The 23,891-nt window shown below is 59.3% G+C and carries 30 protein-coding genes; 22 read left to right on the plus strand and 8 right to left on the minus strand.

From position 1 onward, the window contains the following. Positions 1-125 precede the first annotated feature (125 nt). Positions 126-3,263: an EAL domain-containing protein gene (locus PJU76_RS04030; protein ID WP_271780583.1), complete on the plus strand. Its 3,138-nt coding sequence runs from the start codon at positions 126-128 to the stop codon at positions 3,261-3,263. A 44-nt stretch (positions 3,264-3,307) separates the two neighbouring features. On the opposite strand, the gene PJU76_RS04035 is transcribed toward PJU76_RS04030, so the two are convergent. Then, positions 3,308-4,105, minus strand: coding sequence for an inositol monophosphatase family protein (locus PJU76_RS04035; protein ID WP_271780584.1), 798 nt, complete (start codon positions 4,103-4,105; stop codon positions 3,308-3,310). Positions 4,106-4,159: 54 nt separating this feature from the next. Between PJU76_RS04035 and PJU76_RS04040 the strand changes: the two genes are divergently transcribed. The 11 genes from PJU76_RS04040 (at position 4,160) to mnmA (ending at position 12,522) form a co-directional block, all read left to right on the plus strand. Further along, entirely contained in the window at positions 4,160-4,948 is a 789-nt protein-coding gene (locus PJU76_RS04040) for an RNA methyltransferase (protein WP_271780585.1), read from the plus strand. Between the two features lie 45 nt (positions 4,949-4,993). Next, positions 4,994-5,743, plus strand: a complete 750-nt coding sequence (cysE, locus tag PJU76_RS04045) for a serine O-acetyltransferase (protein ID WP_271780586.1) — start codon at positions 4,994-4,996, stop codon at positions 5,741-5,743. Between the two features lie 46 nt (positions 5,744-5,789). Next, positions 5,790-6,278 carry an Rrf2 family transcriptional regulator gene (locus tag PJU76_RS04050; protein WP_271780587.1) on the plus strand — a complete coding sequence of 163 codons (489 nt, stop codon included), beginning with the start codon at positions 5,790-5,792 and terminating at the stop codon, positions 6,276-6,278. Between the two features lie 18 nt (positions 6,279-6,296). Beyond that, entirely contained in the window at positions 6,297-7,562 is a 1,266-nt protein-coding gene (locus tag PJU76_RS04055) for an IscS subfamily cysteine desulfurase (RefSeq protein WP_271780588.1), read from the plus strand. Between the two features lie 24 nt (positions 7,563-7,586). Next, entirely contained in the window at positions 7,587-8,018 is a 432-nt protein-coding gene (gene iscU, locus PJU76_RS04060) for a Fe-S cluster assembly scaffold IscU (protein ID WP_271780589.1), read from the plus strand. 9 nt (positions 8,019-8,027) lie between these two features. Beyond that, the gene (gene iscA / locus PJU76_RS04065; protein WP_271780590.1) at positions 8,028-8,351 is read left to right on the plus strand and encodes an iron-sulfur cluster assembly protein IscA; all 324 of its coding nucleotides are present in this window, start codon (positions 8,028-8,030) and stop codon (positions 8,349-8,351) included. Further along, complete coding sequence (gene hscB / locus PJU76_RS04070) at positions 8,351-8,968, plus strand: Fe-S protein assembly co-chaperone HscB (RefSeq protein ID WP_271780591.1); 618 nt, start codon at positions 8,351-8,353, stop codon at positions 8,966-8,968. Before iscA ends, hscB begins: the two co-directional genes overlap by 1 nt. Positions 8,969-9,048: 80 nt before the next feature. After that, on the plus strand, positions 9,049-10,917 hold the full coding sequence (gene hscA, locus PJU76_RS04075; RefSeq protein WP_271780592.1) for a Fe-S protein assembly chaperone HscA: 1,869 nt from the start codon (positions 9,049-9,051) through the stop codon (positions 10,915-10,917). After that, positions 10,918-11,256: an ISC system 2Fe-2S type ferredoxin gene (gene fdx / locus PJU76_RS04080; RefSeq protein ID WP_064218790.1), complete on the plus strand. Its 339-nt coding sequence runs from the start codon at positions 10,918-10,920 to the stop codon at positions 11,254-11,256. Next, entirely contained in the window at positions 11,256-11,450 is a 195-nt protein-coding gene (gene iscX / locus PJU76_RS04085; protein WP_271780593.1) for a Fe-S cluster assembly protein IscX, read from the plus strand. The genes fdx and iscX overlap by 1 nt, the downstream gene beginning before the upstream one ends. A 13-nt stretch (positions 11,451-11,463) precedes the next feature. Further along, on the plus strand, positions 11,464-12,522 hold the full coding sequence (mnmA, locus tag PJU76_RS04090) for a tRNA 2-thiouridine(34) synthase MnmA (protein WP_271780594.1): 1,059 nt from the start codon (positions 11,464-11,466) through the stop codon (positions 12,520-12,522). 14 nt (positions 12,523-12,536) lie between these two features. Here the strand turns inward: mnmA and PJU76_RS04095 are convergent, their stop codons facing one another. Next, positions 12,537-13,436, minus strand: a complete 900-nt coding sequence (locus tag PJU76_RS04095; protein WP_271780595.1) for a patatin-like phospholipase family protein — start codon at positions 13,434-13,436, stop codon at positions 12,537-12,539. 259 nt (positions 13,437-13,695) lie between these two features. Between PJU76_RS04095 and PJU76_RS04100 the strand changes: the two genes are divergently transcribed. The 9 genes from PJU76_RS04100 to PJU76_RS04140 all read left to right on the plus strand — a co-directional run bounded on the left by PJU76_RS04100 (position 13,696) and on the right by PJU76_RS04140 (position 19,090). Then, positions 13,696-13,938, plus strand: a complete 243-nt coding sequence (locus PJU76_RS04100) for a type II toxin-antitoxin system Phd/YefM family antitoxin (RefSeq protein WP_271780596.1) — start codon at positions 13,696-13,698, stop codon at positions 13,936-13,938. Continuing rightward, on the plus strand, positions 13,938-14,369 hold the full coding sequence (locus tag PJU76_RS04105) for a type II toxin-antitoxin system VapC family toxin (protein WP_064218794.1): 432 nt from the start codon (positions 13,938-13,940) through the stop codon (positions 14,367-14,369). Before PJU76_RS04100 ends, PJU76_RS04105 begins: the two co-directional genes overlap by 1 nt. 12 nt (positions 14,370-14,381) lie before the next feature. Further along, positions 14,382-14,510 carry a DNA methyltransferase family protein gene (locus PJU76_RS04110; RefSeq protein ID WP_271780597.1) on the plus strand — a complete coding sequence of 43 codons (129 nt, stop codon included), beginning with the start codon at positions 14,382-14,384 and terminating at the stop codon, positions 14,508-14,510. Beyond that, positions 14,510-15,364 carry an S-formylglutathione hydrolase gene (fghA, locus tag PJU76_RS04115; protein ID WP_271780598.1) on the plus strand — a complete coding sequence of 285 codons (855 nt, stop codon included), beginning with the start codon at positions 14,510-14,512 and terminating at the stop codon, positions 15,362-15,364. Before PJU76_RS04110 ends, fghA begins: the two co-directional genes overlap by 1 nt. Positions 15,365-15,450: 86 nt before the next feature. Beyond that, positions 15,451-15,651 (plus strand): sulfur carrier protein ThiS, encoded by a 201-nt coding sequence (thiS, locus tag PJU76_RS04120; protein WP_271780599.1) that lies wholly within the window; start codon positions 15,451-15,453, stop codon positions 15,649-15,651. Between the two features lie 42 nt (positions 15,652-15,693). Next, entirely contained in the window at positions 15,694-16,476 is a 783-nt protein-coding gene (locus tag PJU76_RS04125) for a thiazole synthase (RefSeq protein WP_215861081.1), read from the plus strand. Beyond that, on the plus strand, positions 16,469-17,047 hold the full coding sequence (locus PJU76_RS04130) for a hypothetical protein (protein ID WP_226825472.1): 579 nt from the start codon (positions 16,469-16,471) through the stop codon (positions 17,045-17,047). Before PJU76_RS04125 ends, PJU76_RS04130 begins: the two co-directional genes overlap by 8 nt. Before the next feature lie 12 nt (positions 17,048-17,059). Beyond that, entirely contained in the window at positions 17,060-18,427 is a 1,368-nt protein-coding gene (gene mpl, locus PJU76_RS04135; protein ID WP_271780600.1) for a UDP-N-acetylmuramate:L-alanyl-gamma-D-glutamyl-meso-diaminopimelate ligase, read from the plus strand. Between the two features lie 21 nt (positions 18,428-18,448). After that, positions 18,449-19,090 (plus strand): flavin prenyltransferase UbiX, encoded by a 642-nt coding sequence (locus PJU76_RS04140; RefSeq protein WP_271780601.1) that lies wholly within the window; start codon positions 18,449-18,451, stop codon positions 19,088-19,090. Between the two features lie 16 nt (positions 19,091-19,106). Here the strand turns inward: PJU76_RS04140 and PJU76_RS04145 are convergent, their stop codons facing one another. Further along, positions 19,107-19,892, minus strand: coding sequence for an ABC transporter ATP-binding protein (locus tag PJU76_RS04145; protein WP_271780602.1), 786 nt, complete (start codon positions 19,890-19,892; stop codon positions 19,107-19,109). Further along, positions 19,892-21,001: an ABC transporter permease gene (locus PJU76_RS04150; protein ID WP_271780603.1), complete on the minus strand. Its 1,110-nt coding sequence runs from the start codon at positions 20,999-21,001 to the stop codon at positions 19,892-19,894. Before PJU76_RS04150 ends, PJU76_RS04145 begins: the two co-directional genes overlap by 1 nt. 70 nt (positions 21,002-21,071) lie before the next feature. Here PJU76_RS04150 and PJU76_RS04155 point away from each other — a divergent pair, with 70 nt between their 5' ends. Next, the gene (locus tag PJU76_RS04155) at positions 21,072-21,578 is read left to right on the plus strand and encodes an LEA type 2 family protein (protein WP_271780604.1); all 507 of its coding nucleotides are present in this window, start codon (positions 21,072-21,074) and stop codon (positions 21,576-21,578) included. Here PJU76_RS04155 and PJU76_RS04160 read toward each other — a convergent pair. From PJU76_RS04160 to PJU76_RS04175, 4 genes are read right to left on the minus strand one after another with little or no spacing between them, the layout of a single operon-like run. Then, entirely contained in the window at positions 21,523-22,299 is a 777-nt protein-coding gene (locus PJU76_RS04160) for an endonuclease/exonuclease/phosphatase family protein (RefSeq protein WP_271780605.1), read from the minus strand. The genes PJU76_RS04155 and PJU76_RS04160 overlap by 56 nt on opposite strands. Further along, positions 22,292-22,642, minus strand: coding sequence for a hypothetical protein (locus tag PJU76_RS04165; protein ID WP_271780606.1), 351 nt, complete (start codon positions 22,640-22,642; stop codon positions 22,292-22,294). The genes PJU76_RS04160 and PJU76_RS04165 overlap by 8 nt, the downstream gene beginning before the upstream one ends. Then, a complete protein-coding gene (locus tag PJU76_RS04170; RefSeq protein WP_271780607.1) occupies positions 22,639-23,394 on the minus strand; it encodes a HesA/MoeB/ThiF family protein in 756 nt (251 codons plus the stop codon). The genes PJU76_RS04165 and PJU76_RS04170 overlap by 4 nt, the downstream gene beginning before the upstream one ends. Next, the gene (locus tag PJU76_RS04175; RefSeq protein ID WP_271780608.1) at positions 23,387-23,830 is read right to left on the minus strand and encodes a hypothetical protein; all 444 of its coding nucleotides are present in this window, start codon (positions 23,828-23,830) and stop codon (positions 23,387-23,389) included. The genes PJU76_RS04170 and PJU76_RS04175 overlap by 8 nt, the downstream gene beginning before the upstream one ends. Positions 23,831-23,891 lie beyond the last annotated feature (61 nt).

A 23,891-nucleotide genomic window follows, 5' to 3' on the forward strand; every position in this document is an offset into this window, starting at 1 on the left:
TCGGGGAAACTGCCATGATTGCAGCTCTCAGCCATGATGCCATCCGACTGACTTTCCAGGAGTTGCTCCCGCTCAGTCCGTAACGAACCGAGCCGTCGTCCTGTGCGAAGTAACCGAGGTGAATTTTGTCATCCACCGAATATCCAATCCCTTCCGTCGATCTTCTTGCCAGCTATTATGAGTTTCTATCGGCAGGGGTCGAAGCCTTCATTGTGGCCTTTTATCGGACGCTGGAGGCTATTCCCGAGCGTGCGCAGGTATTGAACCGGCTTTCCCCGGAACGTTACCAACACCTGCGCACGGCGCAGGCACGCCATCTGCGTTTACTCCTGAGCCCGGAAATGGAGGCATCCTGGCGCGCGGACGCCCATTTGGCAGGCCGGACCCACTATCGTCATGGTGTGCTGCCGTCCTGGGTGGCCGACAGCTACGCCTTGTACTGGCGCCATCTTCTGGCACAAATAGAGCAGCCGGAAATTGCCGCGAGAGATCGTCACCTTCTGCGCTCTTTGCTGGTGGCGCGTCTGTTGCAGGATCTGGCCTGGCAGCTTGAAGGCTATGCCGAGGGCTCCGGTGATGTTCGAAACCTACTCCTGCACCTGGACCACTTGATGGTCGGCGCGGATTCCGAAGCAGCGATGATCCAACAGATCATGGATTTCCTCATTCGGGAAGACGGTGTCGACGGCGCCTGGTTCGGGTATCCGGACAGCGCTGGCAAGATGGTTATTATGGCGACCGCCGGAGCAGGTATGGCCGAGTATCTCTCGACCATCACAGTCAGCATCGACGATACGCCCCAAGGCCAGGGACCGGCTGGGCGCGCATGGCGGACCGAGAAGGTGCAGGTCACACCGGACTGGGGCAGCGACGCTTCCATGCGGCCGTGGCAGGAGCAGGCCCGGCCTTTTGGCTGGAATTCCAACGCCGCCATCCCCATGGTCGACTCCAGCGGACGGAGCCGGAGCGTCCTTGCGCTGCTGAGTCGGGAGCGGGGCTTTTTTGGACACCCCGATCAGCAGATGATTCTCGCGCATCTCGCCGTGGTCCTGGGGCTCGCGTTGGAACGCTTGCATCTGATTGCGGAAGAGACCGTCCATCGGGAGACCCTGGAGCGGCTCAACACCCTGTATCACGCACTCATGGCCGAGGGGGATATCCTTCTGCGCGCGCGCAACGAGCGGGACCTTTTCAGGGAAACCTGTCGACGTCTTGCCATCAGCGATCTCTTCAGCGCGGCCTGGGTCGGCCATCCCAATGAAGAAGGCGTTATAAAATGTCTCGTTACGGCGGGGCGCGGTGCCCAAGCCTTCGACTCCATCCATCTGAGCGTGGCGGACACCCCGGAGGGTCAGAGCCTTGCCGCCCGGGCCTGGCGGAGCGGACGCCTGCACTTTAGCAATGATTATCTGGCGGATCCTTCCCTGGCGTCGTTGAACGATCTATTTCTACGGCACCGCTGGCGTGCTTCCGCGGCTATTCCAATCTATCGACAAGGGATGATCTGGGGCATCCTCGTTGTCATTACCGATCGCACCGGGGTTTTTGACGAGGCGATACTGGGGTTGTTGGCGCGGATCGCCCGCCTCCTCAGCCACGGCCTCGATGAGATCGATCTTCGGGCGCGCCTCGACGCTGTTCATGGCCAACAGGCTTGGCTCGCCGACCACGATCCCCTGACCGGGCTGCCCAACCGCGCTGTCCTATCTCCGCGACTGCTGGACGCCATGGCGCGCACCCTTCGTCATGAACGGATAATGGCGATAGGCATGTTGGACCTTGACAACTTCAAACCCATCAATGACCAATACGGTCATGCCGCTGGCGACGTCCTGCTGACCACCTTTGCTGATCGTCTCCAGAGAGCGCTGCGGCAGACCGATTTCGTGGCCCGCCTCGGCGGTGACGAATTCGTCCTCGTCTTCGAAGACCTGAAAAACATGGATGACCTGGAGTCGGTCCTCGCCCGGATCCAGGAGGCCATCGAGGCACCTTTTACGCTTCCCGGCGGGGACAGTGTGATCGTGGGGGGGAGTCTGGGGCTGACCTTCTACCCTTTCGACGACGGCGATCCTGATCAGCTGCTACGTCATGCGGACCAAGCCCTCTACACCATCAAGGAAGCAAAGAGAAATCGGGAGCGATTCTGGACCTATTATCACGCCAATACGGACAAGGACGTGACCGCCCTTCGGCGAAGCATGAGCACCCTATTTGCTGCGGGAGGCTTGCGCGTCCATTACCAACCCGTCATTGATCTCGAAAATGGTCAAGTGGTAGGTATGGAGGCGTTGGTGCGCTTGCTGGACGGCGCCGGTGAAATCCTCGCTCCTGCCCGTTTTCTATCGTTTCTTTCGGTAGACGAGCGCCGCGCCCTTACCCGGGCAGTCCTCGCTCAAGCGGTTCAGGATGTGGCCACCTGGGAAGCAGCGGGATTTCCACTCAGCGTATCCGTCAATGTGGAACCGGAACTCCTCACCCATGACGCCTGCTTGCATTGCCTGACGGAAATCATCGGGCCGGCCGGGATCGATCCCGGACGCATCACCCTGGAGGTACTGGAGAATGGCGATTTTTTATCTATCGCCAGCGCTCGACAAAGGCTCCTGGAAATAAAGGCGACCGGCGTGCGTCTCGCCCTCGACGACGTTGGTAGTGCCTACTCCTCCCTGCTGCGGCTCAAGGAGCTACCAATCGACAAGATCAAACTGGACCAAAGTTTCGTGCGGGAGTTGGCGCGACGGCCGGACAATCTGCATTTTGTGCATAGCCTCCTGGGCCTCGCTCAGGGCTTGGGGGTGGGTTTCGTGGCGGAGGGTGCGGAAACACCGGAAATCCTGGATGCCCTGAGTGCCCTCGGTGTATCACAGGCGCAGGGGTACGCCATCGCGCGCCCCATGCTTGCCGCGGAAATGCTGTCCTGGCTCCGGGCGTACACCCCGGCTCCCTATCGTGGACCGAAATCACTGCTCGGACTATACGCCTGTCATTTACGCTTCAGCGACACCATGAAAACGCTTCTGATGCAGGTTCCGATGATCCCCGCAGCCATTCTTGCAGAGATTGCCGCCGTTAGCCCGGTAAGCAGCCATGTTGCCAGTTTGGGTTTAGGCATAACCCCCATAGCGCAAGCATATTTTCGCTATCAGGAGGCGATGGCGGCTATTTCTGTCGATATGGCCGCGAAAAAACCCAACCTGACTATGATCGATGAGGCATCGGCGCTGTTTCTGGAGCGTATCAGGGAGGCCCTTGGGGGATGACCAGGAGTACGGGACTTTCGCGTCCAAATGCCGGGCAACCCGGATCAGGAAGCCGCTTTGTTAATCTCCTGACTGATGATGTGCAGCATCTGGGCGTGAACCCGCAAATTACCGGCGACGATGTTGCCGTTTTGGAGATAGCCCTGATCACCCCTGAAGTCGGTGGCGACGCCGCCGGCCTCCTGCACCAGTAGCACACCGGCAGCGATGTCCCAGGGCTTGAGATTGAATTCCCAGAAGCCGTCATAACGTCCGGCCGCGACATAGGCGAGGTCCAGGGCCGCCGAACCGGGTCGGCGAATCCCCGCTGTCTTCAACATCAAAGCCTTGAAGGTGGCGAGATAGGTGTCCAGGTAAGTAAAGTCGCGGAAGGGGAAACCGGTGCCGAGCAGGGCACCGTCCAGATCCTTGCGTTGGGCAATGCGCAGGCGGCGATCATTGAGGTGGGCACCACTGCCGCGGCTGGCGGTAAATAGTTCGTTATGCACCGGGTTGTAGATGACGGCGTGCTCAAGACGGTCGAAGTGGCGGACGGCAATGGAGACGCAGATCTGCGGCATGCCGTGGATGAAGTTGGTGGTGCCGTCCAGTGGATCGATGATCCACTCGAAGTCTTTATCGGAGATGCGCCCCCCTTCCTCGGCGAGAATCCCATGATCGGGATAGGCGCGACGCACGATTTCAACGATGGCGGCCTCGGCGCGTTGATCAACGTCAGTGACAAAGTCATTGTGCGCCTTAGTGGTGATGCTGATTTCATTGACCCGGTCGAAGCTGCGGTTGATGATATCGCCAGCTTTGCGGGCCGCGCGAATGGCGGTAACGAGAATAGGATGCTGCATGGGAACCTTGTGCGAGGAGGAGTCGAAGTTGAATCAGTATAAAGGAGAATGGCGATGGCCGCACGGACGCGGGCGGCGGACGTGATCGGGACGTCTTTGCAAGGTTTGCGTATCGTCCTCGTTGAACCCAGTCATCCCGGCAATATCGGCGCGGCGGCACGAGCGATGAAGGTGATGGGGTTGCGCCACCTGGTGCTGATCAATCCGCGTTTCTTCCCCGATCCAGAGGCCACGGCCCTTGCTTCCGGGGCCGAAGATGTTCTGGATACTGCCCGGGTCTGCGCCGATCTGGATACGGCCTTGCAGGGTTGCCACAAAGTCTATGGCACCAGCGCCCGAGATCGTCGTATCCAATGGCCCAGCAGCAACGCGCGGGAGGCCGCGGGGGAAATTTTAACTGATCTGGGCAATGGGGACTGTGCCTTGCTCTTCGGTCGGGAACGGACGGGCCTGACGAATGCCGAATTGGATCGTTGTCAAGTGCTGGTGCATATCCCGACGGCGGAAGAATATCATTCCCTGAATCTGGGGCAGGCGGTGCAGGTGTTGGCCTATGAGCTCCATATCGCCGCTCTGACGAGCTCGCCACAACCGGCAGCGCCGCCGGAGGAGCAGCCCGCCCCTGTCGAGGATATGGAAGGCTTTTACGGACACCTGCAGCATGTGCTGCGCCGCAGCGGTTTTCTTCAGGATTTGCGCGCAACCCGCATGATGCGTCGCCTGCGTCGTCTTTTTGATCGTGCCGGACCCAGTCGGAACGAGGTGAATATTTTGCGCGGCATCCTCACCGAAATCGAGCGCTGGGCTGCTAAAGTAGACAGAAAGGATCAGGATAGTCTTTAATGCGGGGCTGGGTGATGGCTCGGGTTAAGGTGGGAGGTGTTAACGATGGGTGGGCACTGGCGGGGTGACCTCGACGCAGTCTTTGCGCGCGATCCGGCGGCGCGAACCCGTCTGGAAGTGTTGCTTACCTATCCCGGCGTCCATGCCCTGTTCCTGCATCGCGTGGCCCATGGCCTCTGGTGCCGCCGTTGGCGTCTTCTGGCCCGCAGCCTGGCGGCTTTTTCCCGATTCTGGACCGGTATTGAGATTCATCCGGGAGCGCAGATCGGTGAACGCTTCTTTATTGACCATGGTATGGGGGTCGTAATCGGTGAAACGGCGGAAATCGGTGATGATTGCACCCTCTATCACGGTGTGACCCTGGGTGGTACTTCCTGGCAACCGGGCAAGCGCCATCCGACCTTGGGGCATGGTGTCATTGTCGGCGCCGGCGCAAAGGTGCTGGGGCCTATTACGGTCGGGGATAATGCGCGGATTGGCTCGAACGCGGTGGTCGTTAAATCGGTGCCAAAGGGGGCTACGGTGGTGGGTATCCCTGGGCGGGTCGTTAGTAAGGGTGAGCATACGGATAACTTCGAAGCCTACGGTTTGACCGGGCCGATGCCGGACCCGGTGGCGCGGGCCGTGGAGTGTATGCTGGAACACATGCATCGCCAGGATGCGGAGATTGCGCAACTGCGGGAGGGTGTGCAGCGTTTGCAACCGCAAGAGGCGATGATGCCCGTGGAGGAAGTCGTCTGCAGGCTGGAGAATGATATTCCAGAAAAGAAAGAAACGCGGGCGGGTAATACTTGACTAATTTAGTACAGATAGTAGGATGTCGTGCAAAGGAGCACCGAATATGAAACTGACGACGAAAGGGCGTTACGCAGTGACCGCCATGCTGGATCTAGCGCTCAATCAGCGCGGTGGTGTGGTGACGGTAGCCGATATCGCGCAGCGTCAGCAGATCTCTGTGGCCTATTTGGAGCAACTCTTTGGACGCTTGCGTCGTTATGGCCTGGTGGAAAGCGTACGTGGGCCGGGCGGTGGTTATCGGTTGGCCATGCCGGATTCGGAGATCCCGCTGACGCATATTGTCGAGGCGGTCAATGAGTCGATCAGCACGACCCAATGTGGGGGTGACCCGCAGCAGTGTTGCAAAGGGGATGGGCAGCAGTGCCTTACCCATGACCTGTGGGAGGAGTTGGGAGGCCGTATTGCTCAATTTCTCGCTGGGATCACCCTCGGACAACTGGTGGAGCAGCAACTGAATAAGGAATCGGCACAGCTTGTACCGATTCGAATGATGGACAAAACATCTGTGCATTCGACGCATAAAACCGCTTGAGACCGTGAGGTGCAAGAAATGAATCAACCCAAGATCATTGAACTGAACAGCGAGCAGTCCTTGCTGATCAATCCGGATCGTCCCATTTATCTGGATTATCAGGCGACGACGCCGGTGGATCCGCTGGTTCTGGAACAGATGCTGCCTTTTCTGACCCATGATTTCGGTAATGCGGCCAGCCGTTCCCATCCCTACGGCTGGACGGCGGAAAAAGCGGTGGAAAAGGCGCGCCAGCAGGTGGCCGATGCCATTCATGCCGATCCCCGTGAAATTGTTTGGACTTCTGGCGCGACGGAAGCAACCAATCTGGCTCTCAAGGGCGCGGCGCATTTCTATTCCGCTAAAGGCAAACATCTCATCACCTTGCGTACGGAGCACAAGGCGACTCTGGACACCTGCCGCCAGTTGGAGCGTGAAGGTTTTGAAATCACTTATCTGGAGGTGCAGGAAGATGGTCTGGTCGACCTTCAGGCTTTTGCGGCGGCGATTCGTCCGGATACCATCATTGCCTCCGTGCTGTATGTGAACAACGAAATCGGCGTCATCCAGCCCATGGAAGCGATCGGCAAGATGCTGCGCGCGCACAAGGTATTGTTCCATGTGGATGCCGTACAGGCCCTGGGCAAGATTCCGGTCGATGTGGAAGCCATCCAGGCAGACATGATGAGCCTGTCGGGGCATAAGATTTATGGTCCCAAGGGCATCGGTGCTCTCTATGTGCGGCGCAAGCCCCGGGTGCGGGTCGAGGCACAGGTGCATGGTGGTGGCCACGAGCGCGGCATGCGTTCCGGGACTTTGCCTACCCACCAGATTGTCGGCATGGGTGCGGCAGCCGAACTGGCCGTACAATCGATGGAGAGCGATGCCAAACGTATCCGCCAGTTGCGCGACCGGTTGCTCAAGGGTATTCAGGAACGGGTGGAAGAAACTTATATTAATGGCAATATGGAACATCGGGTGCCGCACAACCTCAATATCAGTTTTGCCTTTGTGGAGGGCGAGTCGCTGATCATGGCATTGAAGGAAATTGCCGTATCCAGCGGGTCGGCTTGTACCTCGGCCAGTCTGGAGCCCTCTTATGTGCTCCGTGCGTTGGGTAAGTCCGATGAATTGGCGCACAGCTCCATTCGCTTCGGCATCGGTCGTTACACGACGGAAGAGGAAATCGACACTGCCATTGGGCTCATCGCCGCGAAGGTGGACAAGTTACGGGAGTTGTCTCCCCTCTGGGAGATGCATCAGGAAGGTATTGATCTCAATAGCATTCAGTGGGCTGCGCATTGAGGCGCTTACAAAAGGAGAATAGTCATGGCATACAGTGAAAAAGTGATTGATCATTATGAAAATCCCCGCAATGTAGGGGCGATGGACAAGGACGACAGCGGAGTCGGTACCGGCATGGTGGGTGCGCCGGCCTGCGGCGATGTGATGCGTTTGCAGATCAAGGTGAACGGGCAGGGCATTATTGAAGATGCCAAGTTTAAAACCTACGGTTGCGGTTCGGCCATCGCGTCCAGTTCTCTGGTGACGGAGTGGGTCAAGGGCAAAACCCTCGACGAAGCCATGACCATCAGGAACAGTCAGATTGCCGAAGAGTTGGAACTGCCTCCGGTCAAGATTCACTGCTCCGTGCTGGCCGAAGACGCCATCAAAGCGGCGATCGAGGATTACCGCAACAAGCAGGGGAGCGCGCAAGTGGTCGCAGCTGCGGAAATGGCCAGTGCCCAGGCGGCACACTAGGATAGCGTCATGGCTCTGACCTTATCGGAAAGTGCGACTCAGCAGGTGCGCAAAAGTATTGCCAAGCGTGGCAAGGGTCTGGGTATTCGCGTCGGTGTTAAAACCAGTGGCTGCTCCGGCCTGTCCTATGTCATGGAGTTTGTGGACGTCCCCAACCCGGAGGATCTGGTGTTTTCCCATGATGATGTGAGTCTTTTTGTGGATCCCAAAAGCCTCATTTATCTGGATGGCACCGAACTGGATTTTACCCGTGAAGGCCTGAACGAGGGATTCCGTTTTAATAATCCCAACGTGAAAGATGCCTGTGGCTGTGGCGAGAGCTTCACGACCTGATGGCGGATTCCTGCTTTCAGTGCGGGGCAGAGCTGGTCGCTCCCCCCGCACTTTGTGCTTCCTGCGGGGCCGTGCAGCCTTTTCGTGCTGATCTGTCGCTTTTCACGGTGGCAGGCTTGTCAGAAATTTATGATCTGGATATGCAGACACTGCGTACACAGGTGTTTGCGTTGCAAAAAGGCCTGCATCCCGATCGCTTCGCCCATGCGGAACCGACGGCAAGACGTTATTCCCTGGAATGGAGTACTCGCCTCAACGAGGCTTTGGCCACATTGCGGGACCCACTCAAGCGCGCGGATTATCTGTTGCGATGTCAGGGTGTGGATGCGCTGGGCGAGCAGGTGAAGGTGGCTGATCCTGAGTTGCTGATGACGCAAATGATCTATCGTGAACGCCTGGAAAACATTATGGCGGCAAGGGATTTGCCTGGCATGGAGGCTTTGCGTCAGGAAGTGGATAAGGCCGTGACCAAGGTGGTGCAGCGTCTCAAAGAGTTGCTGGCCATCTTGCCTTGCACAGAATTGGAAGCCGCGGGATCAGCGGTGCGCGAACTGCAATTTCTCGATAAACTCATCGGCGAAATAGACCGCAGCGAAGAGTCGTTACAGAATGTCTGAGTGGCAGAACTGCTCGACCCTAAACCGGCAAGCAGCTTTAAATTGAGTCTGCTTCTACATATAGATCAAGGTGGTAGGGCATGGCGTTAATGCAAATTGCAGAACCTGGCGTAGCGGCTGATCCTCATCAACGGCGGCTGGCGATTGGCATTGACCTGGGGACCACCCACTCACTGGTGGCCACCGTATTATCCGCGGTGCCCACCGTTATGCGCGATCATGAGGGTAAATATCTGCTGCCCTCGGTGGTGCGCTATCTCGGTGGCGGTGAGGTCAGTGTCGGCTATCCGGCGGTCGCCGCGGCCGGGCGGGATCCGCACAATACCATTGCTTCGGTGAAGCGTTTTATGGGACGTGGTCACCGCGATGTGCAGACCCTCGCCGGACACCTGCCTTACGACCTTGTTTCTGGAGAAGGCATGGTGCGCCTGCGCACGATAGCCGGTGAAAAGTCACCTGTGGAAGTGTCTGCTGAAATATTGCGCGTGCTCAAGGAACGGGCAGTGGAAACCCTCGGTGGCGAGCCGGAGGGCGCGGTGATTACGGTGCCCGCTTATTTTGACGAAGCCCAGCGTCAGGCGACTAAAGATGCCGCCCGTCTGGCAGGACTGAATGTATTGCGCCTGCTGGCGGAGCCAACGGCTGCCGCAGTTGCCTACGGGCTGGACAAAGGCAGCGAAGGCGTTTTTGCCATTTACGATCTGGGCGGCGGAACCTTCGACATCTCCATATTGCGCCTGCAGGCGGGGGTTTTTGAGGTGCTCGCGACTGCCGGTGACTCCGCTCTTGGCGGCGATGACATGGATCATGCGCTGGCCGAATGGCTGCTGCAGGAGGGGGGAGGTGACACCGCCGACCCACTCCGGCGGCGACAGGTCCTCCAGCAGGCGCGCTCCGCCAAAGAGGCGCTGAGCAGCGCTGACGAAACAATGGTTGCGCTGCCGCCGCCGCCTGGTCGCGCGGCGCTCACGGTGAAACTGACGCGCCGCCAGTTGGAGTCACTGATTCTGCCCGTTATCCAGCGTACCCTCCCGGCCTGTCGGCGGGCGCTGCGGGACGCCGCTTTGAAGCTGGATGAGATTGACGGCGTAGTATTGGTCGGGGGCGCCACCCGTGTTCCCGCCGTGCGCGCGTTGGTGGAGGAGTTCTTTCATCAGATGCCGCTGACGGACATAGATCCCGACCAGGTGGTGGCACTGGGTGCCGCCATTCAGGCGGATGCCCTGGTGGGCAACCAGCGCGAAGATCTGCTGTTGATGGACGTGTTACCTTTGTCCCTCGGTCTGGAGACCATGGGCGGGCTGGTGGAAAAAATCATTCCCCGCAACACCCCTATACCGGTGGCGCGGGCGCAGGAGTTCACCACCTTCAAGGATGGTCAGACGGCCATGAGTATTCACGTCTTGCAGGGTGAGCGCGATCTGGTGCAGGACTGCCGTTCGCTGGCGCGCTTCAGTCTGCGCGGTATCCCTTCCATGGTTGCCGGTGCGGCAAGGATTCGCGTCACTTTTCAGGTGGATGCCGATGGCCTGTTGGCGGTGAGCGCGGAAGAAGCGAGTACTGGTGTGCACGCTGAAGTCGTCGTCAAGCCGTCTTACGGTCTGAATGATGAAGAAATCGCCAACATGTTGCAGGATTCTTTCAGACATGGCGCAGAAGATGTCGTCAAGCGACGCCTGTCAGAGGCCAAAGTGGACGGCGCGCGCGTGCGTGAAGCCCTTGCGACCGCGCTGGCTGCTGATGCGGACCTGCTGGAGCCGACAGAGCGCGTGGCTGTGGACAAGGCCAATGCGGCGCTGGCTGTTGCCTTGTCCGGCAATGATGCGGATGCCATCACAGCCGCTGCCGAAGCCGTCGAGGCGGCCGCCGGACCGCTAGTACAGCGGCGTATGGATAACGCCTTGCGCCGTGGTATCGCTGGCCGTTCCATTGACGATCTGGGAGATTGAATGACTAAAATACGCGTCCTCCCTAACCCGGAAAGCTGTCCCGAAGGGGCGGAGTTCGAGGCTGAAGCAGGGGAAACCATCATTGCCGCAGCTCTGCGCAACCATGTTCATATTGAACATGCCTGCGAAATGTCCTGCGCATGCACAACGTGCCATGTGGTTTTGCGTGCGGGCTTCGATAGTCTGGAAGCGGCGGAAGAGAAGGAAGAGGATCTCCTCGATAAGGCTTGGGGTCTGGAGCCCACCTCCCGCCTCAGTTGCCAAGCGAAGGTGACCGATACCGAACTGGTCATCGAAATCCCCAAATATACCATCAATCTGGAAAAGGAGCGGCACTGATGCGCTGGATCGACACCATGGAACTGGCCCTTGCCCTGGATGAAGCCCACCCGGACGCCGATGTGGCCCATCTGCGTTTCACCGATCTGCATCGTTGGATATTAGAACTCCCCGATTTTGAAGACGAAGCAGAAAAGTCCAGCGAGGGCATCCTCGAAGCCATCCAGATGGCCTGGCTGGCGGAGAAGGACTGAGTCAGGTGGCGCTATGGCGGATTTAAAAGCCCTTATTGCGCTCTCCGGCGGCGTCGATTCCGCTGTTGCGGCCGTTCTTATGCGGGAGCAGGGCTACGAACTCACCGGCGTGACTATGCGCCTGTGGCCGAAAAGCCGCTGCTGCGATGAAAAAGATATCGAAGACGCCGCCGATGTCTGTGCCCGTCTGGATATTCCCTACACGGTGCTGGATTACCGTGCAGCCTTCCGGCGTCAGGTGGTCGATGTGTTTGTCGCCGAATATCAGGCCGGGCGTACACCCAACCCCTGCGCACGTTGCAACCAATTTCTCAAATTTGATGCCCTGTTGACGGAAGGCGAGAAGCTGGGCGCCTCGGTGCTGGCGACAGGCCATTACGCGCGTTTGGCGGAAACTCCCTCGGGTGCCGCCCTGCTGCGTGGTCGCGACGATGCCAAAGATCAATCCTATTTTCTTTTCGCCATCGGCGCGACGCTTTTGCCCCGCCTGCGCTTTCCAGTGGGTGGCATGAACAAGGACGAGGTGCGCGCCATGGCCCGCAAGCACGGCCTGCCCGTGGCCGCCAAGCAGGATTCTCAGGACATTTGCTTTGTACCGGACGGCGACTACCGCCGCTTTCTGGAGGATTACGCCGGATTGGACATGGCGCAGGAAGGGGAGATGGTCGACAGCCGCGGGCAGCTTATCGGCCATCACCCGGGTACCTTGCACTTTACCGTCGGCCAACGGCGAGGCCTGGGCGGTGGCGGTGGTCAGCCGCGCTATGTCCTCGCGCTGGACCCTGCGCAGAACCGGGTGATTGTCGGCGGCGAGGATGAACTCTACCGCCGTGCGGCCAGTCTGGATGAGTGCAACTGGCTGGTGGATTTGTCGCCCGGCGAAAGCCATGCCGTGACCGTAAAATTGCGTTACCGCTCCCGCGCCGAGCCGGCCATACTGCACCTGCTCCCCGATGCCCGGGCCGAACTCCGCTTTCCCGAGCCGCAACGCGCCGTTACCCCCGGTCAGGCCGCCGTCTGTTACCAGGGTGAGCGTCTGCTGGGTGGGGGCTGGATTCGCAACGCGGAATAGTCCGCGCGCGCTCGTTAAGGCATACCCAGTATATGTTGTATTTCCGGCAACATTCTCTGCACGCATTTCTCCCCCTCCGTTATGGCTTCGCCGGCACGATAAAATTCCAGTAAGCCAATATGAGACAGTTTTGGAGAAAGCAGGATATCTGGAGGATCTCCGGCCATGCGACTCCGGGTGATCCTGTCCTGCATAATATTGACCGAACCGGCGATGGCCTCAAACAGGCTGGGCGCTTGTTCCTTATCGCCTGTCGCCGGAAATACCGAGGCGGTATACGCCGTGACCAAGTCTGATATTTTTCCGGTAACGCCGACATCCTGTGTTTCTATGGTCAGGTTATTTTGAGGGCGCTTGCCGATGATATCGTCGTTCAATGTTACTGCGATAACAACATCGGCGCCAAGTGCGCGGCAGACAGATACAGGAACGGGGTTCACCACTCCGCCATCTATAAGCCATTTACCATCGTTTTTTACCGCCGGAAAAAGGCCGGGCAGGGACATGGACGCAAATACGGCCTCCAGGATTGAACCCGTCATCAGCCAGATCTCGCTGCCGGTTTGCAAATCGGTTGCTACCGAGGCATATTTTTTCGCAACGATATCTTCTATTGTCGAGGCATCATCAGCCACATATTTTTTGAGAAAATAATGCAACCGTTCTTTGTTGACAAAACCGTTCAGTGACATGTTGAAGGCAAAAAATTTGGCGATTTCAAGCTTTGTCAGTGAGCGCACCCATTCTTCCAGTTTCTCAAGATTATTGGAAACATAGGAAGCACCGACCAGGGCGCCTATGGATGTGCCACAAACGATATCCGGTACGATTCCATGCTCATTCAGCGCGCTTATCACCCCTATATGTGCCCACCCGCGGGCGGCGCCACTGCCAAGGGCCAGGCCAATAGTCATGGTGATCCTCACCTTCCATGCGTTTTTGATGTCTCAAGATCCAGATTATACTGTAGCGCGTCGGCGCAGTGCGCGATAGGGAAAGAGTGGATAACGAACGCGTGCTTTTTCCCCCAAGTGCGTCAACGCCAACTTCACATGATCCAACCCCGGCATCGAGCCGCGACGACTTCGAGTACGCGGAGTTTTATGATATTGACGGCGCCAACGATACGCAATTAAACTGGTCTAAGGCTGGTTGAAAGAAGGGGTGTCGGATATGTCCGAGATTGGCGCCTATGAGGCGAAGACGCATTTGTCCGAGATTTTGGAGCGGGTGCGCAAAGGGGAATGTTTCACTATCACCAAACATGGGCAGGCGGTCGCTGAGTTGCGCCCGCCCGTGGGTCAAGGGCTGGAGGAAAGGCAAGCCGCTGTGGCGCGCATGAAGGCGTTCCAGGCCGGTCATGACTTGGGCGGTGTTTCGTTGCGCGAGTTGATCGACGCGGGACGCAAATACTGATGTCTTTTGTCGCCGACGCCTCCATGACCCTGGCTTGGTATCTTCGGGATGAGGATGCCGAATCTGCCAACCGGGTGCGGGAGCGATTGCTGGGGGAGGGCATTTGCGTTCCCGCGCATTGGGCGTTGGAGGTGTGCAATGCGCTGCTGGCTGCCGCGCGGCGCGGTCGTATCACCATGCTGGAATTGCGCGAACTGGTGCCCGACCTGCGCCTGCTACCGGAGACGATAGATCATCAGACGGATGCCGCAGCGTGGTCCGCTACTCTGGGTATTGCCGAGGAACACCGTTTGACGATTTACGATGCCGCCTATCTGGAACTGGCTTTGCGGCGGAAACTGCGACTTGCGACGCTGGATAAGCGGCTCCACGAGGCGGCTCTCGCCCTGGGCGTTGCGCTCGTGCCTGAGCTCAAAGATGACGACCACTAGACCGGAGAAACCATGAACATCGCCAGCATCGTCCAAAAACGCTGGAACCACTGTAACGTCCTGCGCGACGACGACATGCGTTACGGCGACTACGTCGAGCAGTTGACGTATCTGCAGTCTATTTGTCGTGGGGTGGCGTGATGGCCCTGTTAGAAACGCGGGAGGAGCATAGCTGTTTTGCTGGACGCATGGGTTATTACATTCATGCGTCCAGCGCCACGGGGGTACCCATGAATTTCGCGGTGTATCAGCCGCCCCAGGCGTTGGATGGCGCCCAGGTCCCAGCCCTGTATTATCTGGCGGGGTTAACCTGTACCGAAGAGACGTTCATGATAAAGGCTGGCGCACAGCGTCTGGCCGCCGAACTGGGGCTGATGCTGGTCGCCTGTGATACCAGTCCCCGCGGACTGAACATCCCCGGTGATTCCGACCATTGGGACTTCGGCGTGGGGGCGGGGTTTTATCTCAACGCAAGAATGCTGCCCTGGACCCGGAATTACCGCATGGCCCGTTATGTGGACCATGAGCTGCCAACTTTCATTGAAGAACATTTCCCTGCATCTGCTGAACGCCGTGGTATTTTCGGGCACTCCATGGGCGGTCATGGAGCGCTGGTGCTGGCGTTGCGCAACCCGGAATACTGGCACTCGGTATCGGCATTTGCGCCGATCTGCAACCCCGGTGCGGTGCCCTGGGGGGAAAAGGCTTTCGGGAATTATCTGGGGCCTGACCGCGAGCAATGGCGGGAATGGGATGCCAGCATGCTGATGCGTAAACACCCCTATCCTGGAGAGATACTGGTGGATCAGGGCGACGCGGATCCTTTTCTGACTACGCAACTGAAACCTGAGGCTTTGCAGGCGGCAGCAGAGGTTTCCGGACAACAACTCCGTTTGCGGCGGCAACCGGGCTATGATCACTCCTACTGGTTTATTCAGACCTTTATGGCCGACCATTTGCGGCATCACGCCCGGAAACTGGGTTGCGCCGGCTGAATTGTTTGCCTTGCGGATTGATGTGTCCGGAGTGCAAGAACGGCATTTGCTTGACGCTCCCCCAGTGAGGTTCTAGCATCGCTACCATGCAAATTCTGGTAAATGGTGTGGCCCGCGAGGTGCCGGAGCGGATGACGGTATGGGCGTTGCTCGCGGAGCTCGGCTGGGCGGAGCGTCGAGTGGCCGTTGAATGCAATGGTGAAATTGTGCCGCGCAGCACGCACGCCACTGTGACTTTGGCGGCCGGTGACCGCCTGGAGATCATCCAGGCGGTGGGCGGCGGCTGAATCTCCGCACTAATCCCTTTTTTGAGGTGAAAGATAAACACAATGCGTAAAGATCCTTTGGTGATTGCGGGGCGGGAGTACCAGTCCCGCCTGCTGGTGGGTACGGGGAAATATAAGGATTTTGCCGAGACGCGGGCAGCCATAGATGCGGCCGGTGCGGAGATCGTGACGGTGGCACTGCGCCGGGTGAATCTGGGGCAAAATAAAGACGAACCCAATCTGCTGGAGTTCTTGCCGACAGACCGCTTTACCATTCTACCGAACACGGCGGGTTGCTATACGGCAGAGGACGCGGTGCGCACCTGCCGTTTGGCCCGGGAACTGGGTGACTGGAAGCTGGTCAAGCTGGAAGTGATCGGTGATCCCCAAACGCTGTACCCGGACATGCGGCAAACTTATGAGGCCGCCAATATCCTTATCTCTGAAGGCTTCGAGGTAATGGTGTACAGCGTGGATGATCCAGTGGCCTGTAAGGCCTTTGCGGAAATGGGCTGTGTGGCGGTGATGCCGTTGGCAGCGCCGATCGGTTCCGGTCTGGGTATTCGCAATCCTTACAATCTGCGCATCATTCTGGAGCAGGCGACCGTACCGATTCTGGTGGACGCGGGGGTGGGTACCGCCTCTGATGTGGCGGTGGCCCTGGAGCTGGGTTGTGATGGCGTTCTTTTGAATACAGCCATTGCTGCGGCCAAGGACCCCGTTCTCATGGCGGAAGCCATGCGCCTGGGCGTGGAAGCGGGGCGGAAAGCCTTCCGCGCCGGGCGCATGACGCGCAAACTTTACGCCAGTGCCAGCAGTCCGGTGGATGGTCTGTTCTTTGAGTAGCAACGATGCCTTGGAATACGCGCGCACAGCACCTCTTGACGAGGAATTTATCGAGACAGTGGAGCGCTTGGTCATGGGTGCAGTGCCCGGCGGTGTGCTGCCCGACTATGCGGGAGATTGGGACGAAGCGGAGCGTCTGATTGCTCGGCTTGGCGATCAGGGCGTGGGAGTGCGTCTGGAGTTCGTGGTGGATGAGAACGGCCAGCGCTGGCACGTCTATATGGACTGGCAAGAGCCGGTCAGCCACGAATGGCAGTTGACCGAGGCAGAAGAGACGACGGCGGCGCAGGCGGTGACGCGGGCGGCGCTGATCTGGTACTGCCAACAGGAGATCGCGGCGGCCAGCGCCCAGCCGCCAGACGGCTGGGCCTATTTTGAGGTGGTGGAACGTCTGAGTATGGCCCGCGATATGCTGGCACGCTCTCTGGACGATCACCCGGTGCTGGCCGGGGAGACGGAGATGATGAGCCGTTATCAGGAGCTCCTGGAAAAATTCAACGCACTCTACGAGTTGGCCAACCAGGCGCTGGATCAACGTCTCGGCGCGCCGGCGCGCAGCACCATGCACTAGGCCTGCCGCTCCATGCATATTCACGTTCTCGGTATCTGCGGGACCTTTATGGGGGGCATCGCGCTGCTGGCGCGGGCGGCTGGGCACCAGGTAACGGGTTCGGATAGCCGTACCTATCCGCCCATGAACAACCTGCTGGCACGGGAAGGGATTACAGTCCATGAGGGTTATGATCCCGCCCAACTGAGCCCTGCCCCCGACCTGGTACTCATCGGCAATGCCCTGTCGCGGGGTAATCCCTGCGTGGAGGCCGTGCTGGACCGACAGATTCCCTATGACTCCGCTCCGGCCTGGTTGTCGCGGGAGATTCTGCAAAACCGCTGGGTACTGGCAGTGGCAGGCACCCACGGCAAGACCACGACGACCTCCATCCTGACCTGGATCTTGCAGGAGGCGGGGCTCAATCCGAGTTTCCTCATCGGTGGTGAAGCGCGTAATTTTGGGGTGTCGGCGCGGCTGACGAACAGTTCTTTTTTTGTGATCGAGGCGGATGAGTATGATACGGCCTTTTTCGATAAGCGCTCCAAATTCGTGCATTATCACCCGCGATCGCTGATTCTCAATAATCTGGAGTACGATCATGCCGATATATTCCCGGATCTGGAGGCGATCGTCACCCAGTTCCACCATCTGCTGCGCACCGTGCCGGGTACGGGCGCGATCATCATGAACGATGCGGCGCCGGCACTGAAACAGGTGTTGGAGCGCGGTTCTTGGACGCCCCTGCAACGTTTTGCCGGAGAAGGCGAGTGGCAGGTACGGCTCGATACCGCGGATGGCGGTCGTTTTACCGTGCTGGAGCAGGGCGTGGAGCGCGGCCGGGTCAGTTGGGGGATGGTCGGGGCCTTCAATGCCGAGAATGCGTTGGCGGCCTTGCTGGCCGCCCGTCATGCCGGGGTGCCGCTGGCGGTTGGTTGCGCAGCCTTGCAAAGCTTTCAGGGGGTGCGGCGGCGGCTGGAACTGCGCGGTGAAGCAGCCGGCGTGGCGGTGTATGACGACTTTGCCCATCACCCCACGGCCATCGCTGTTACCATTGCGGCCCTGCGTGGGCGAATGGCGGGGGAGGGCCGCCTGGTAGCAGTGTTGGAGCCGCGCTCCAATACCATGAAGATGGGGGTCTACCGACAGACGCTGGGGCATAGCCTACAGGGCGCGGATCGGGTGTTTGCCTATGCCCCCGCAGATATCGGTTGGGATGTGGCGACCGCACTGGGCTCTGCCGCGCAGCTTTACGCGGATATGGATGCACTCTTACGGGCGCTGGATGCAGAATTGCACGCGGGGGATCAGGTGCTCATTATGAGTAACGGCGCTTTCGGTGGGATTCACGAACGCTTGTTGGAACGTCTCGCCCGCCGAAGTTCATCGGCAAAATCGTAACCCGGTTCAATAGGAGCGGCAATGGAAGATTGGCGACATCAGGAGCGGATTTGTGTGGCCATTACCGGTGCTTCCGGGGCGGCCTATGGGATGCGATTGGTGGAGGTGTTGCTGACCGCCGGGACGCGGGTCTATCTGCTGATATCGGATGCGGCGCGGATTGTTTGCCGTGAAGAACTGGATCTGGAACTCCCGTCTACGGCGGAGGCCGTAACCCGTTTTCTCACTGAACGGTTCGGCGCCGAGCCGGACTTGCTGTCCGTTTATGCCCAGGACGACTGGTTCTCCCCGGTGGCCTCCGGCTCTAACGCGGCGCAGGCCATGGTGGTCTGTCCCTGTTCCGGAGGGACACTGGCGGCCATCGCCCACGGGCTGTCCAGGAATCTGATTGAGCGCGCCGCGGATGTGATGCTGAAGGAAGGCCTGAAACTCATTCTAGTGCCCCGTGAAAGCCCCATCTCCACGATTCATCTGGAAAATATGCTGACGTTGGCGCGGATGGGGGTGCGGATTTTGCCAGCGAGCCCCGGTTTTTACCATCGCCCGCAAAAAATCGAAGATCTGGTGGATTTCATTGTGGCGAGGATTCTGGATCAGTTGGGCCTGCCGAACCGAATCGGACGGCGCTGGGGAGATGGGAAGGTCGTTCCGGCAGCGGATTGAAATCAGGGCTTGGCACTTAACATTCGCCGGTGGCGCGGAGACTGGTCAGCAGACGTTCGCCGCGCTCCCCGTGAAAGAACTCGCGGATGTAAGGATGATCCACCTGCTGGATCTCGGTGAGCGGCCCAACCGTCAGTACCTTGCCATCGGCAAGCACTGCGACGCGATCCGCTGTGGCGGCAAGGCTGTCGAGGTCATGGCTGATCATGACAACGGTGAAACCGATGTCGCGGTGGACTTGGCGGAGCAGGGCGTCAAATTCGGCAGCGGCGATGGGGTCGAGTCCAGAGGTGGGCTCATCGAGAAAGAGAATCTCCGCCTCCATCGCCAGCGCACGGGCGAGGGCGACCCGCTTGACCATTCCGCCCGATAATTCTGCAGGTAATTTCCAAGCGTCATTGGGCTGTAGACCTACCATTTGCAGCTTCAGGGCTACCAGATCGCTGATTTCGGAGCGGGTCAAATGGCCCCACTCGCGCAGAGGAAAGGCGATATTTTCAAAAACCGTCAGGGCGCTGAACAGGGCACCTTGTTGAAAAAGCACTCCCCAGCGCTGGCGTAGAGCAATCTGTTCACGCAGATTGAGCGCGTGTGGATTTTTGCCAAGAATGATCATTTGCCCTTCAGCGATGGGGACGAGGCCCATCATGGCGCGCAGCAGGGTGGTTTTGCCGGTACCGCTGCCGCCGACGATGGCCAGTATCTCGCTGCAATGTATGGTCAGATCAAGATGCCGCTGGATCCAGCGGGTTCCGAACCGAGTGGCGATATCGGTCAGGATAATGGCGTTGGGGCGGGTCATCAGCCGCCACCTCCCGTATTGGCAAAAACCAGGGCAAGGGCTGCGTCGATGAGGATCACCAGGGTGATGGACATGACTACCGAGCTGGTCGTTTCCCGGCTCAGGCTGGTGGTGTTGGGTTTCACCTTGAGGCCATGAAAACCCGCGATCCACGCAATCAAAATACCGAAGATCGCGCCTTTGGCAATGCCCAGCCACAGGTTGAAACTGGGGACCACGATAGGCATTTGTTCGATAAAGAAACCAGTACTGATGCCGAGCTCCATTTTGGCCACGAGCATGGCCCCGAAGAGTCCCACCATGTCGGTCCAGAGGACGAGCAGCGGCATGACCAGCGCCAGGGCGATGGCCTTGGGCAGAATCAGGCGGCGGATCGGGGGGATGCCGAAAGTGCGTAGGGCGTCCAGTTCTTCGGTGACGCACATGCCGCCGATTTGCGCGGTGAAGGCGGAGCCGGAACGCCCTGAAAGAATGATCGCGGTAATCAACGGCCCGAACTCGCGCAGAATGCTCAGGCCGGCAATATTGACGATATAAATATTGGCACCGTATTGGGCAAGGGTCGAGGCCGACTGAAAAGAAATCACCACGCCGATGAGGAAGCCGATCAGGGTGAGGATGGGCAGCGAGTTTGGACCGGTATTGACGATGGTGGCGGAGATTTCGCGCCACGGAAAGCTGCGCGGGTGGCGCAGTCCGCGCCCGAACTCCAGCAAAAGGGCGCCCATGAGCAGAAAAAGTCCCCAGAGGTCGTGTCCCGTTTCGATCAGGAATGCACCAAGCCGGTCAAGAAACTGCCAGGGGCGCCGGGGTGGGGCGGTAACCGGCGGAACCTGCGCCAGACGGGCGAAGATACTGCGATGCTGGTCCTCCATCCGGATGTTTCCCGGCAACTGGCCGCCCCAGGCTTGCCAGAGCAGGATGGCCCCGGCGCTGTCGAGGGCCTCAATGGCGGAGAGATCCCACACTATTTCCGGGTTTATGTTCCGCAGCGCCGCTTCTTGCGCCGCGAAATTGCCGCCGAGACGCCGCAGAGTCCAGCGCCCGCTGAGGCGCAGCGTCTGACCGTCGCGTTCCCAGTGGGGTTGTTGTGCGTTACTTTCCGTCATGGCGGGTCTGGGCTTTTCTCGGTCATTCCTTAGGTTATACTCGGCGACTGACGTTCGCAGGAGTACACGGATGACTATTGTTGCACGAAGCTTCGGCTTCACCCAATGGTTTCGGCGCTGGCCCACGCTGCTGCTGGTCGCGCTGCCGCTCAGCGCCTGCAGCGCGTTTCCTATGCACCATCCGGAGCTGCAGTTGCTGAGTATCCAGCCGGAGTCGGTGGGGTTGGTGGCGCAGACATTTTTGCTGTCGCTCAAGGTCAGCAACCCCAATGACAGCGCGCTCCATGCCAAGGCGGGGGAGGCGCGTCTGTATGTGCAGGATCGGCAGGTGGCTTACGGTTTGCTGGATAAGCCGGTCGATGTGCCCGCCTACGGCAGTGCCACGGTGAGTATACCGGTCACGGGCAATTTTCTGCCATTGCTGGGGGATCTCGGCAGTGTCAGCGCTGGGGCCGGGCTCCCCTATACCATCAAAGGCTATCTGGTGACCGGCATGCTCGATATGCGGGTACCTTTTACCGTCACTGGGGCTTTGCATCTGCCGCTGCCGCCGAGCTCCAGCGCAGTTTCGCCTTGAGCGCGAGATGATCGGAGAGCGGTTCGGTGACGGTTGCAATCGCCGTAAATTCCAGGTCAGGGCTGCAGAGGATGTGATCGAAGGAAAAGCGCGGTGACCAACTGGGAAAAGTAGGCGGGCTCCAGGGTGGCGCCTGCAGCCCACTTTCGTTGAGGAGCAGGCGTATTTCCGGGGAACGTGCCGTGCAGTTCAGGTCGCCCATGAGAATGAGATTCGGACGTCCGCGCAGGCGTTGGGCGAGATCGCGTATCTGACTGAGGCGCGCGTGACGGCTGAGGCCGAGGTGGGTGATGATCACTGTCAGTGCTCTTCCGCCAACATTGAGCCGGTTTTCCAGCATGCCGCGCCCTTTCATGAAGCTCGGCAGGGAATGCGCTATGGTCTCTTCAATGGGCCAGCGGGAGAGAATGCCGTTGCTGTGCTGGGCGAAGTCGCCAAAGTCACGGGTACGTTGTTGCGCCCAGTAAGGGAAATGGGCGCGGTCAGCGAGAAAACCCGCCTGGTTGACATACTGGCTGCGAAAAGAGCCGGCATCGACCTCGTTGAGTCCAGCGATGTCGGTTTCCTCCAAAATCATGGCGATCCGCTCCAGGTTGCGCAGACTCTGGCCGTGCGGCATCACATATTTCCAGCCGTGCAGGAACATGTGCCGGGCGCGATGGGAGCCGATGCCCACCTGGATGTTGAAAGATGTCACGGAAAACTCTGAAGTGTCAGTCATGGTCGAGCTCGATGTCGAGTTCCTGCCAGCGCGCGCCATCCTCCGCGCGGGTGAAGGCGCGGAGGATGATCACCCCTTTGATGTCCGCAGCCAGTAATATCTGATAGGACGTGCCGGTGGGGACGCTGTCCGCGATGGGCGCTGCGGCGTGAGCGTAACGTGCGAAAGATGTTTCGCCACGGGACCGGATCAACGCGAGCGCTGCGGCAAAGTGCGCTGGCTGACAGGGATAGACGGAGACGGGCACGTCGGCGAGGGCGCCGATAAGTCCTTCGCCAACACCGGATTGCAGGTCTGCAAGCAGGGCGTTGGCCAGGGTGCGTGGCAGTTTCAGGCGCTTCACCCGCAGACGCCGCAGGCCGGGTCGCGGCGCAGGGCGATCTGCCGCCACTGCCAGCTTTGCGCATCCACCAGCAGGAGCTGCCCGGCTAGCGGGGAATGGCCCGTGCAGAGCAGGCGGATGGTTTCTGCCGCCTGCATACCGCCGAGCACGCCGAGGAGCGGGCCAAGGACGCCGCTACGTGAGCAGGTATCTTCGGTGTCCTCCATGCCGTCCGGGTAGAGACAGGCATAGCAGGCGCTTTCCGGCACACGAAAATCAAAGACGGCGAGTTGGCCTTCCCAGCGGACGGCCGCAGCACTGACCAGAGGCTTGCCAGCGTTACGGCAGGCACGGTTGATGGCGTGGCGGCTGCTGAAGTTGTCTGTGCAGTCCAGCACCAGATCGTGGGTGTCCAGCGCCGCGGCAAGAGACTCGGATTGTGCTGATTCCGTCCAGGCGCCGACCCGGATCTGCTGGTTCATGGCACGTAGCCGATCGCGTGCGGCCCGCGCTTTGGGACGTCCCAGGTCGGCTTCGCTATAGAGAATCTGGCGTTGCAGATTGCTGAGTTCGACCTGATCCCCATCGCAGACGGTCAGGTTGCCGACGCCTGCGGCCGCGAGATACTGGGCGGCGGGGCAGCCCAGGCCACCCATGCCGATGATCAGTACCCGGCTGGCGGCCAGCGCCTGCTGTCCGGCGATATCGATTTCCGGCAAGAGAATCTGACGCGCGTAACGCAGCAGTGCAGCGTCGTCGAGAGTGTCAGTCATTGTTGAAGCTGTAGTCGACATCGTTGTCTTGCACGGCCATGCCCATGCTGACGGCGTAGCGGCCTTGCTGGCGATCAAGTCGAGCGTGATGGCGTTCGCGGATGGTGTCCAGCATCCAGAGGATTTCGCTGGGGTGACCAACAATATTGTCATGCATCAGGTGACGCAGATAGAGTGCGTCAGCATCGACCCGGATGAGCAGTGGCAGGGGTAGGGAGAGCGGTAACACGAAGCGATGCACCACCCATTCGATAGGTGTTGGTGGCGTGCTCTCGGGAATACGGACATCCACTCGGAAATGTCCGCCACCGCCGGCTTGCTCAAGCAGTTCGCGGAGGAAGTGTTCCGGGAACCCACGATGCACAATGATCGTGCGTCCGCTGAAGCGTTCCAGAAATTGTTGTTGCAGCAACAGACGGGAGCTTTCATTGAGCATGTCCTCAGTGTAGCAACGCGGAGGGGATTGCTCCAGTTACGGGGTGCTTTGGGCTAACATC

The organism is Acidithiobacillus ferriphilus, assembly GCF_028215975.1.
Lineage (GTDB): Bacteria > Pseudomonadota > Gammaproteobacteria > Acidithiobacillales > Acidithiobacillaceae > Acidithiobacillus > Acidithiobacillus ferriphilus.

Bases quoted from the DNA above. Each gene is read 5' to 3' on its own strand.
- mpl (WP_271780600.1), top strand. From the start codon at position 17,060: ATGCATATTCACGTTCTCGGTATCTGCGGGACCTTTATGGGGGGCATC.
- PJU76_RS04110 (WP_271780597.1), top strand. From the start codon at position 14,382: ATGAACATCGCCAGCATCGTCCAAAAACGCTGGAACCACTGTAACGTC.
- PJU76_RS04105 (WP_064218794.1), top strand. From the start codon at position 13,938: ATGTCTTTTGTCGCCGACGCCTCCATGACCCTGGCTTGGTATCTTCGG.
- fdx (WP_064218790.1), top strand. From the start codon at position 10,918: ATGACTAAAATACGCGTCCTCCCTAACCCGGAAAGCTGTCCCGAAGGG.
- PJU76_RS04145 (WP_271780602.1), bottom strand. From the start codon at position 19,892: ATGACCCGCCCCAACGCCATTATCCTGACCGATATCGCCACTCGGTTC.
- PJU76_RS04035 (WP_271780584.1), bottom strand. From the start codon at position 4,105: ATGCAGCATCCTATTCTCGTTACCGCCATTCGCGCGGCCCGCAAAGCT.
- PJU76_RS04155 (WP_271780604.1), top strand. From the start codon at position 21,072: ATGACTATTGTTGCACGAAGCTTCGGCTTCACCCAATGGTTTCGGCGC.
- PJU76_RS04040 (WP_271780585.1), top strand. From the start codon at position 4,160: ATGGCCGCACGGACGCGGGCGGCGGACGTGATCGGGACGTCTTTGCAA.
- PJU76_RS04160 (WP_271780605.1), bottom strand. From the start codon at position 22,299: ATGACTGACACTTCAGAGTTTTCCGTGACATCTTTCAACATCCAGGTG.
- hscB (WP_271780591.1), top strand. From the start codon at position 8,351: ATGGCGGATTCCTGCTTTCAGTGCGGGGCAGAGCTGGTCGCTCCCCCC.
- hscA (WP_271780592.1), top strand. From the start codon at position 9,049: ATGGCGTTAATGCAAATTGCAGAACCTGGCGTAGCGGCTGATCCTCAT.
- iscA (WP_271780590.1), top strand. From the start codon at position 8,028: ATGGCTCTGACCTTATCGGAAAGTGCGACTCAGCAGGTGCGCAAAAGT.
- PJU76_RS04055 (WP_271780588.1), top strand. From the start codon at position 6,297: ATGAATCAACCCAAGATCATTGAACTGAACAGCGAGCAGTCCTTGCTG.
- PJU76_RS04125 (WP_215861081.1), top strand. From the start codon at position 15,694: ATGCGTAAAGATCCTTTGGTGATTGCGGGGCGGGAGTACCAGTCCCGC.
- thiS (WP_271780599.1), top strand. From the start codon at position 15,451: ATGCAAATTCTGGTAAATGGTGTGGCCCGCGAGGTGCCGGAGCGGATG.
- PJU76_RS04175 (WP_271780608.1), bottom strand. From the start codon at position 23,830: ATGCTCAATGAAAGCTCCCGTCTGTTGCTGCAACAACAATTTCTGGAA.
- PJU76_RS04150 (WP_271780603.1), bottom strand. From the start codon at position 21,001: ATGACGGAAAGTAACGCACAACAACCCCACTGGGAACGCGACGGTCAG.
- iscX (WP_271780593.1), top strand. From the start codon at position 11,256: ATGCGCTGGATCGACACCATGGAACTGGCCCTTGCCCTGGATGAAGCC.
- fghA (WP_271780598.1), top strand. From the start codon at position 14,510: ATGGCCCTGTTAGAAACGCGGGAGGAGCATAGCTGTTTTGCTGGACGC.
- PJU76_RS04140 (WP_271780601.1), top strand. From the start codon at position 18,449: ATGGAAGATTGGCGACATCAGGAGCGGATTTGTGTGGCCATTACCGGT.
- PJU76_RS04100 (WP_271780596.1), top strand. From the start codon at position 13,696: ATGTCCGAGATTGGCGCCTATGAGGCGAAGACGCATTTGTCCGAGATT.
- PJU76_RS04050 (WP_271780587.1), top strand. From the start codon at position 5,790: ATGAAACTGACGACGAAAGGGCGTTACGCAGTGACCGCCATGCTGGAT.
- iscU (WP_271780589.1), top strand. From the start codon at position 7,587: ATGGCATACAGTGAAAAAGTGATTGATCATTATGAAAATCCCCGCAAT.
- PJU76_RS04170 (WP_271780607.1), bottom strand. From the start codon at position 23,394: ATGACTGACACTCTCGACGACGCTGCACTGCTGCGTTACGCGCGTCAG.
- mnmA (WP_271780594.1), top strand. From the start codon at position 11,464: ATGGCGGATTTAAAAGCCCTTATTGCGCTCTCCGGCGGCGTCGATTCC.
- PJU76_RS04095 (WP_271780595.1), bottom strand. From the start codon at position 13,436: ATGACTATTGGCCTGGCCCTTGGCAGTGGCGCCGCCCGCGGGTGGGCA.
- cysE (WP_271780586.1), top strand. From the start codon at position 4,994: ATGGGTGGGCACTGGCGGGGTGACCTCGACGCAGTCTTTGCGCGCGAT.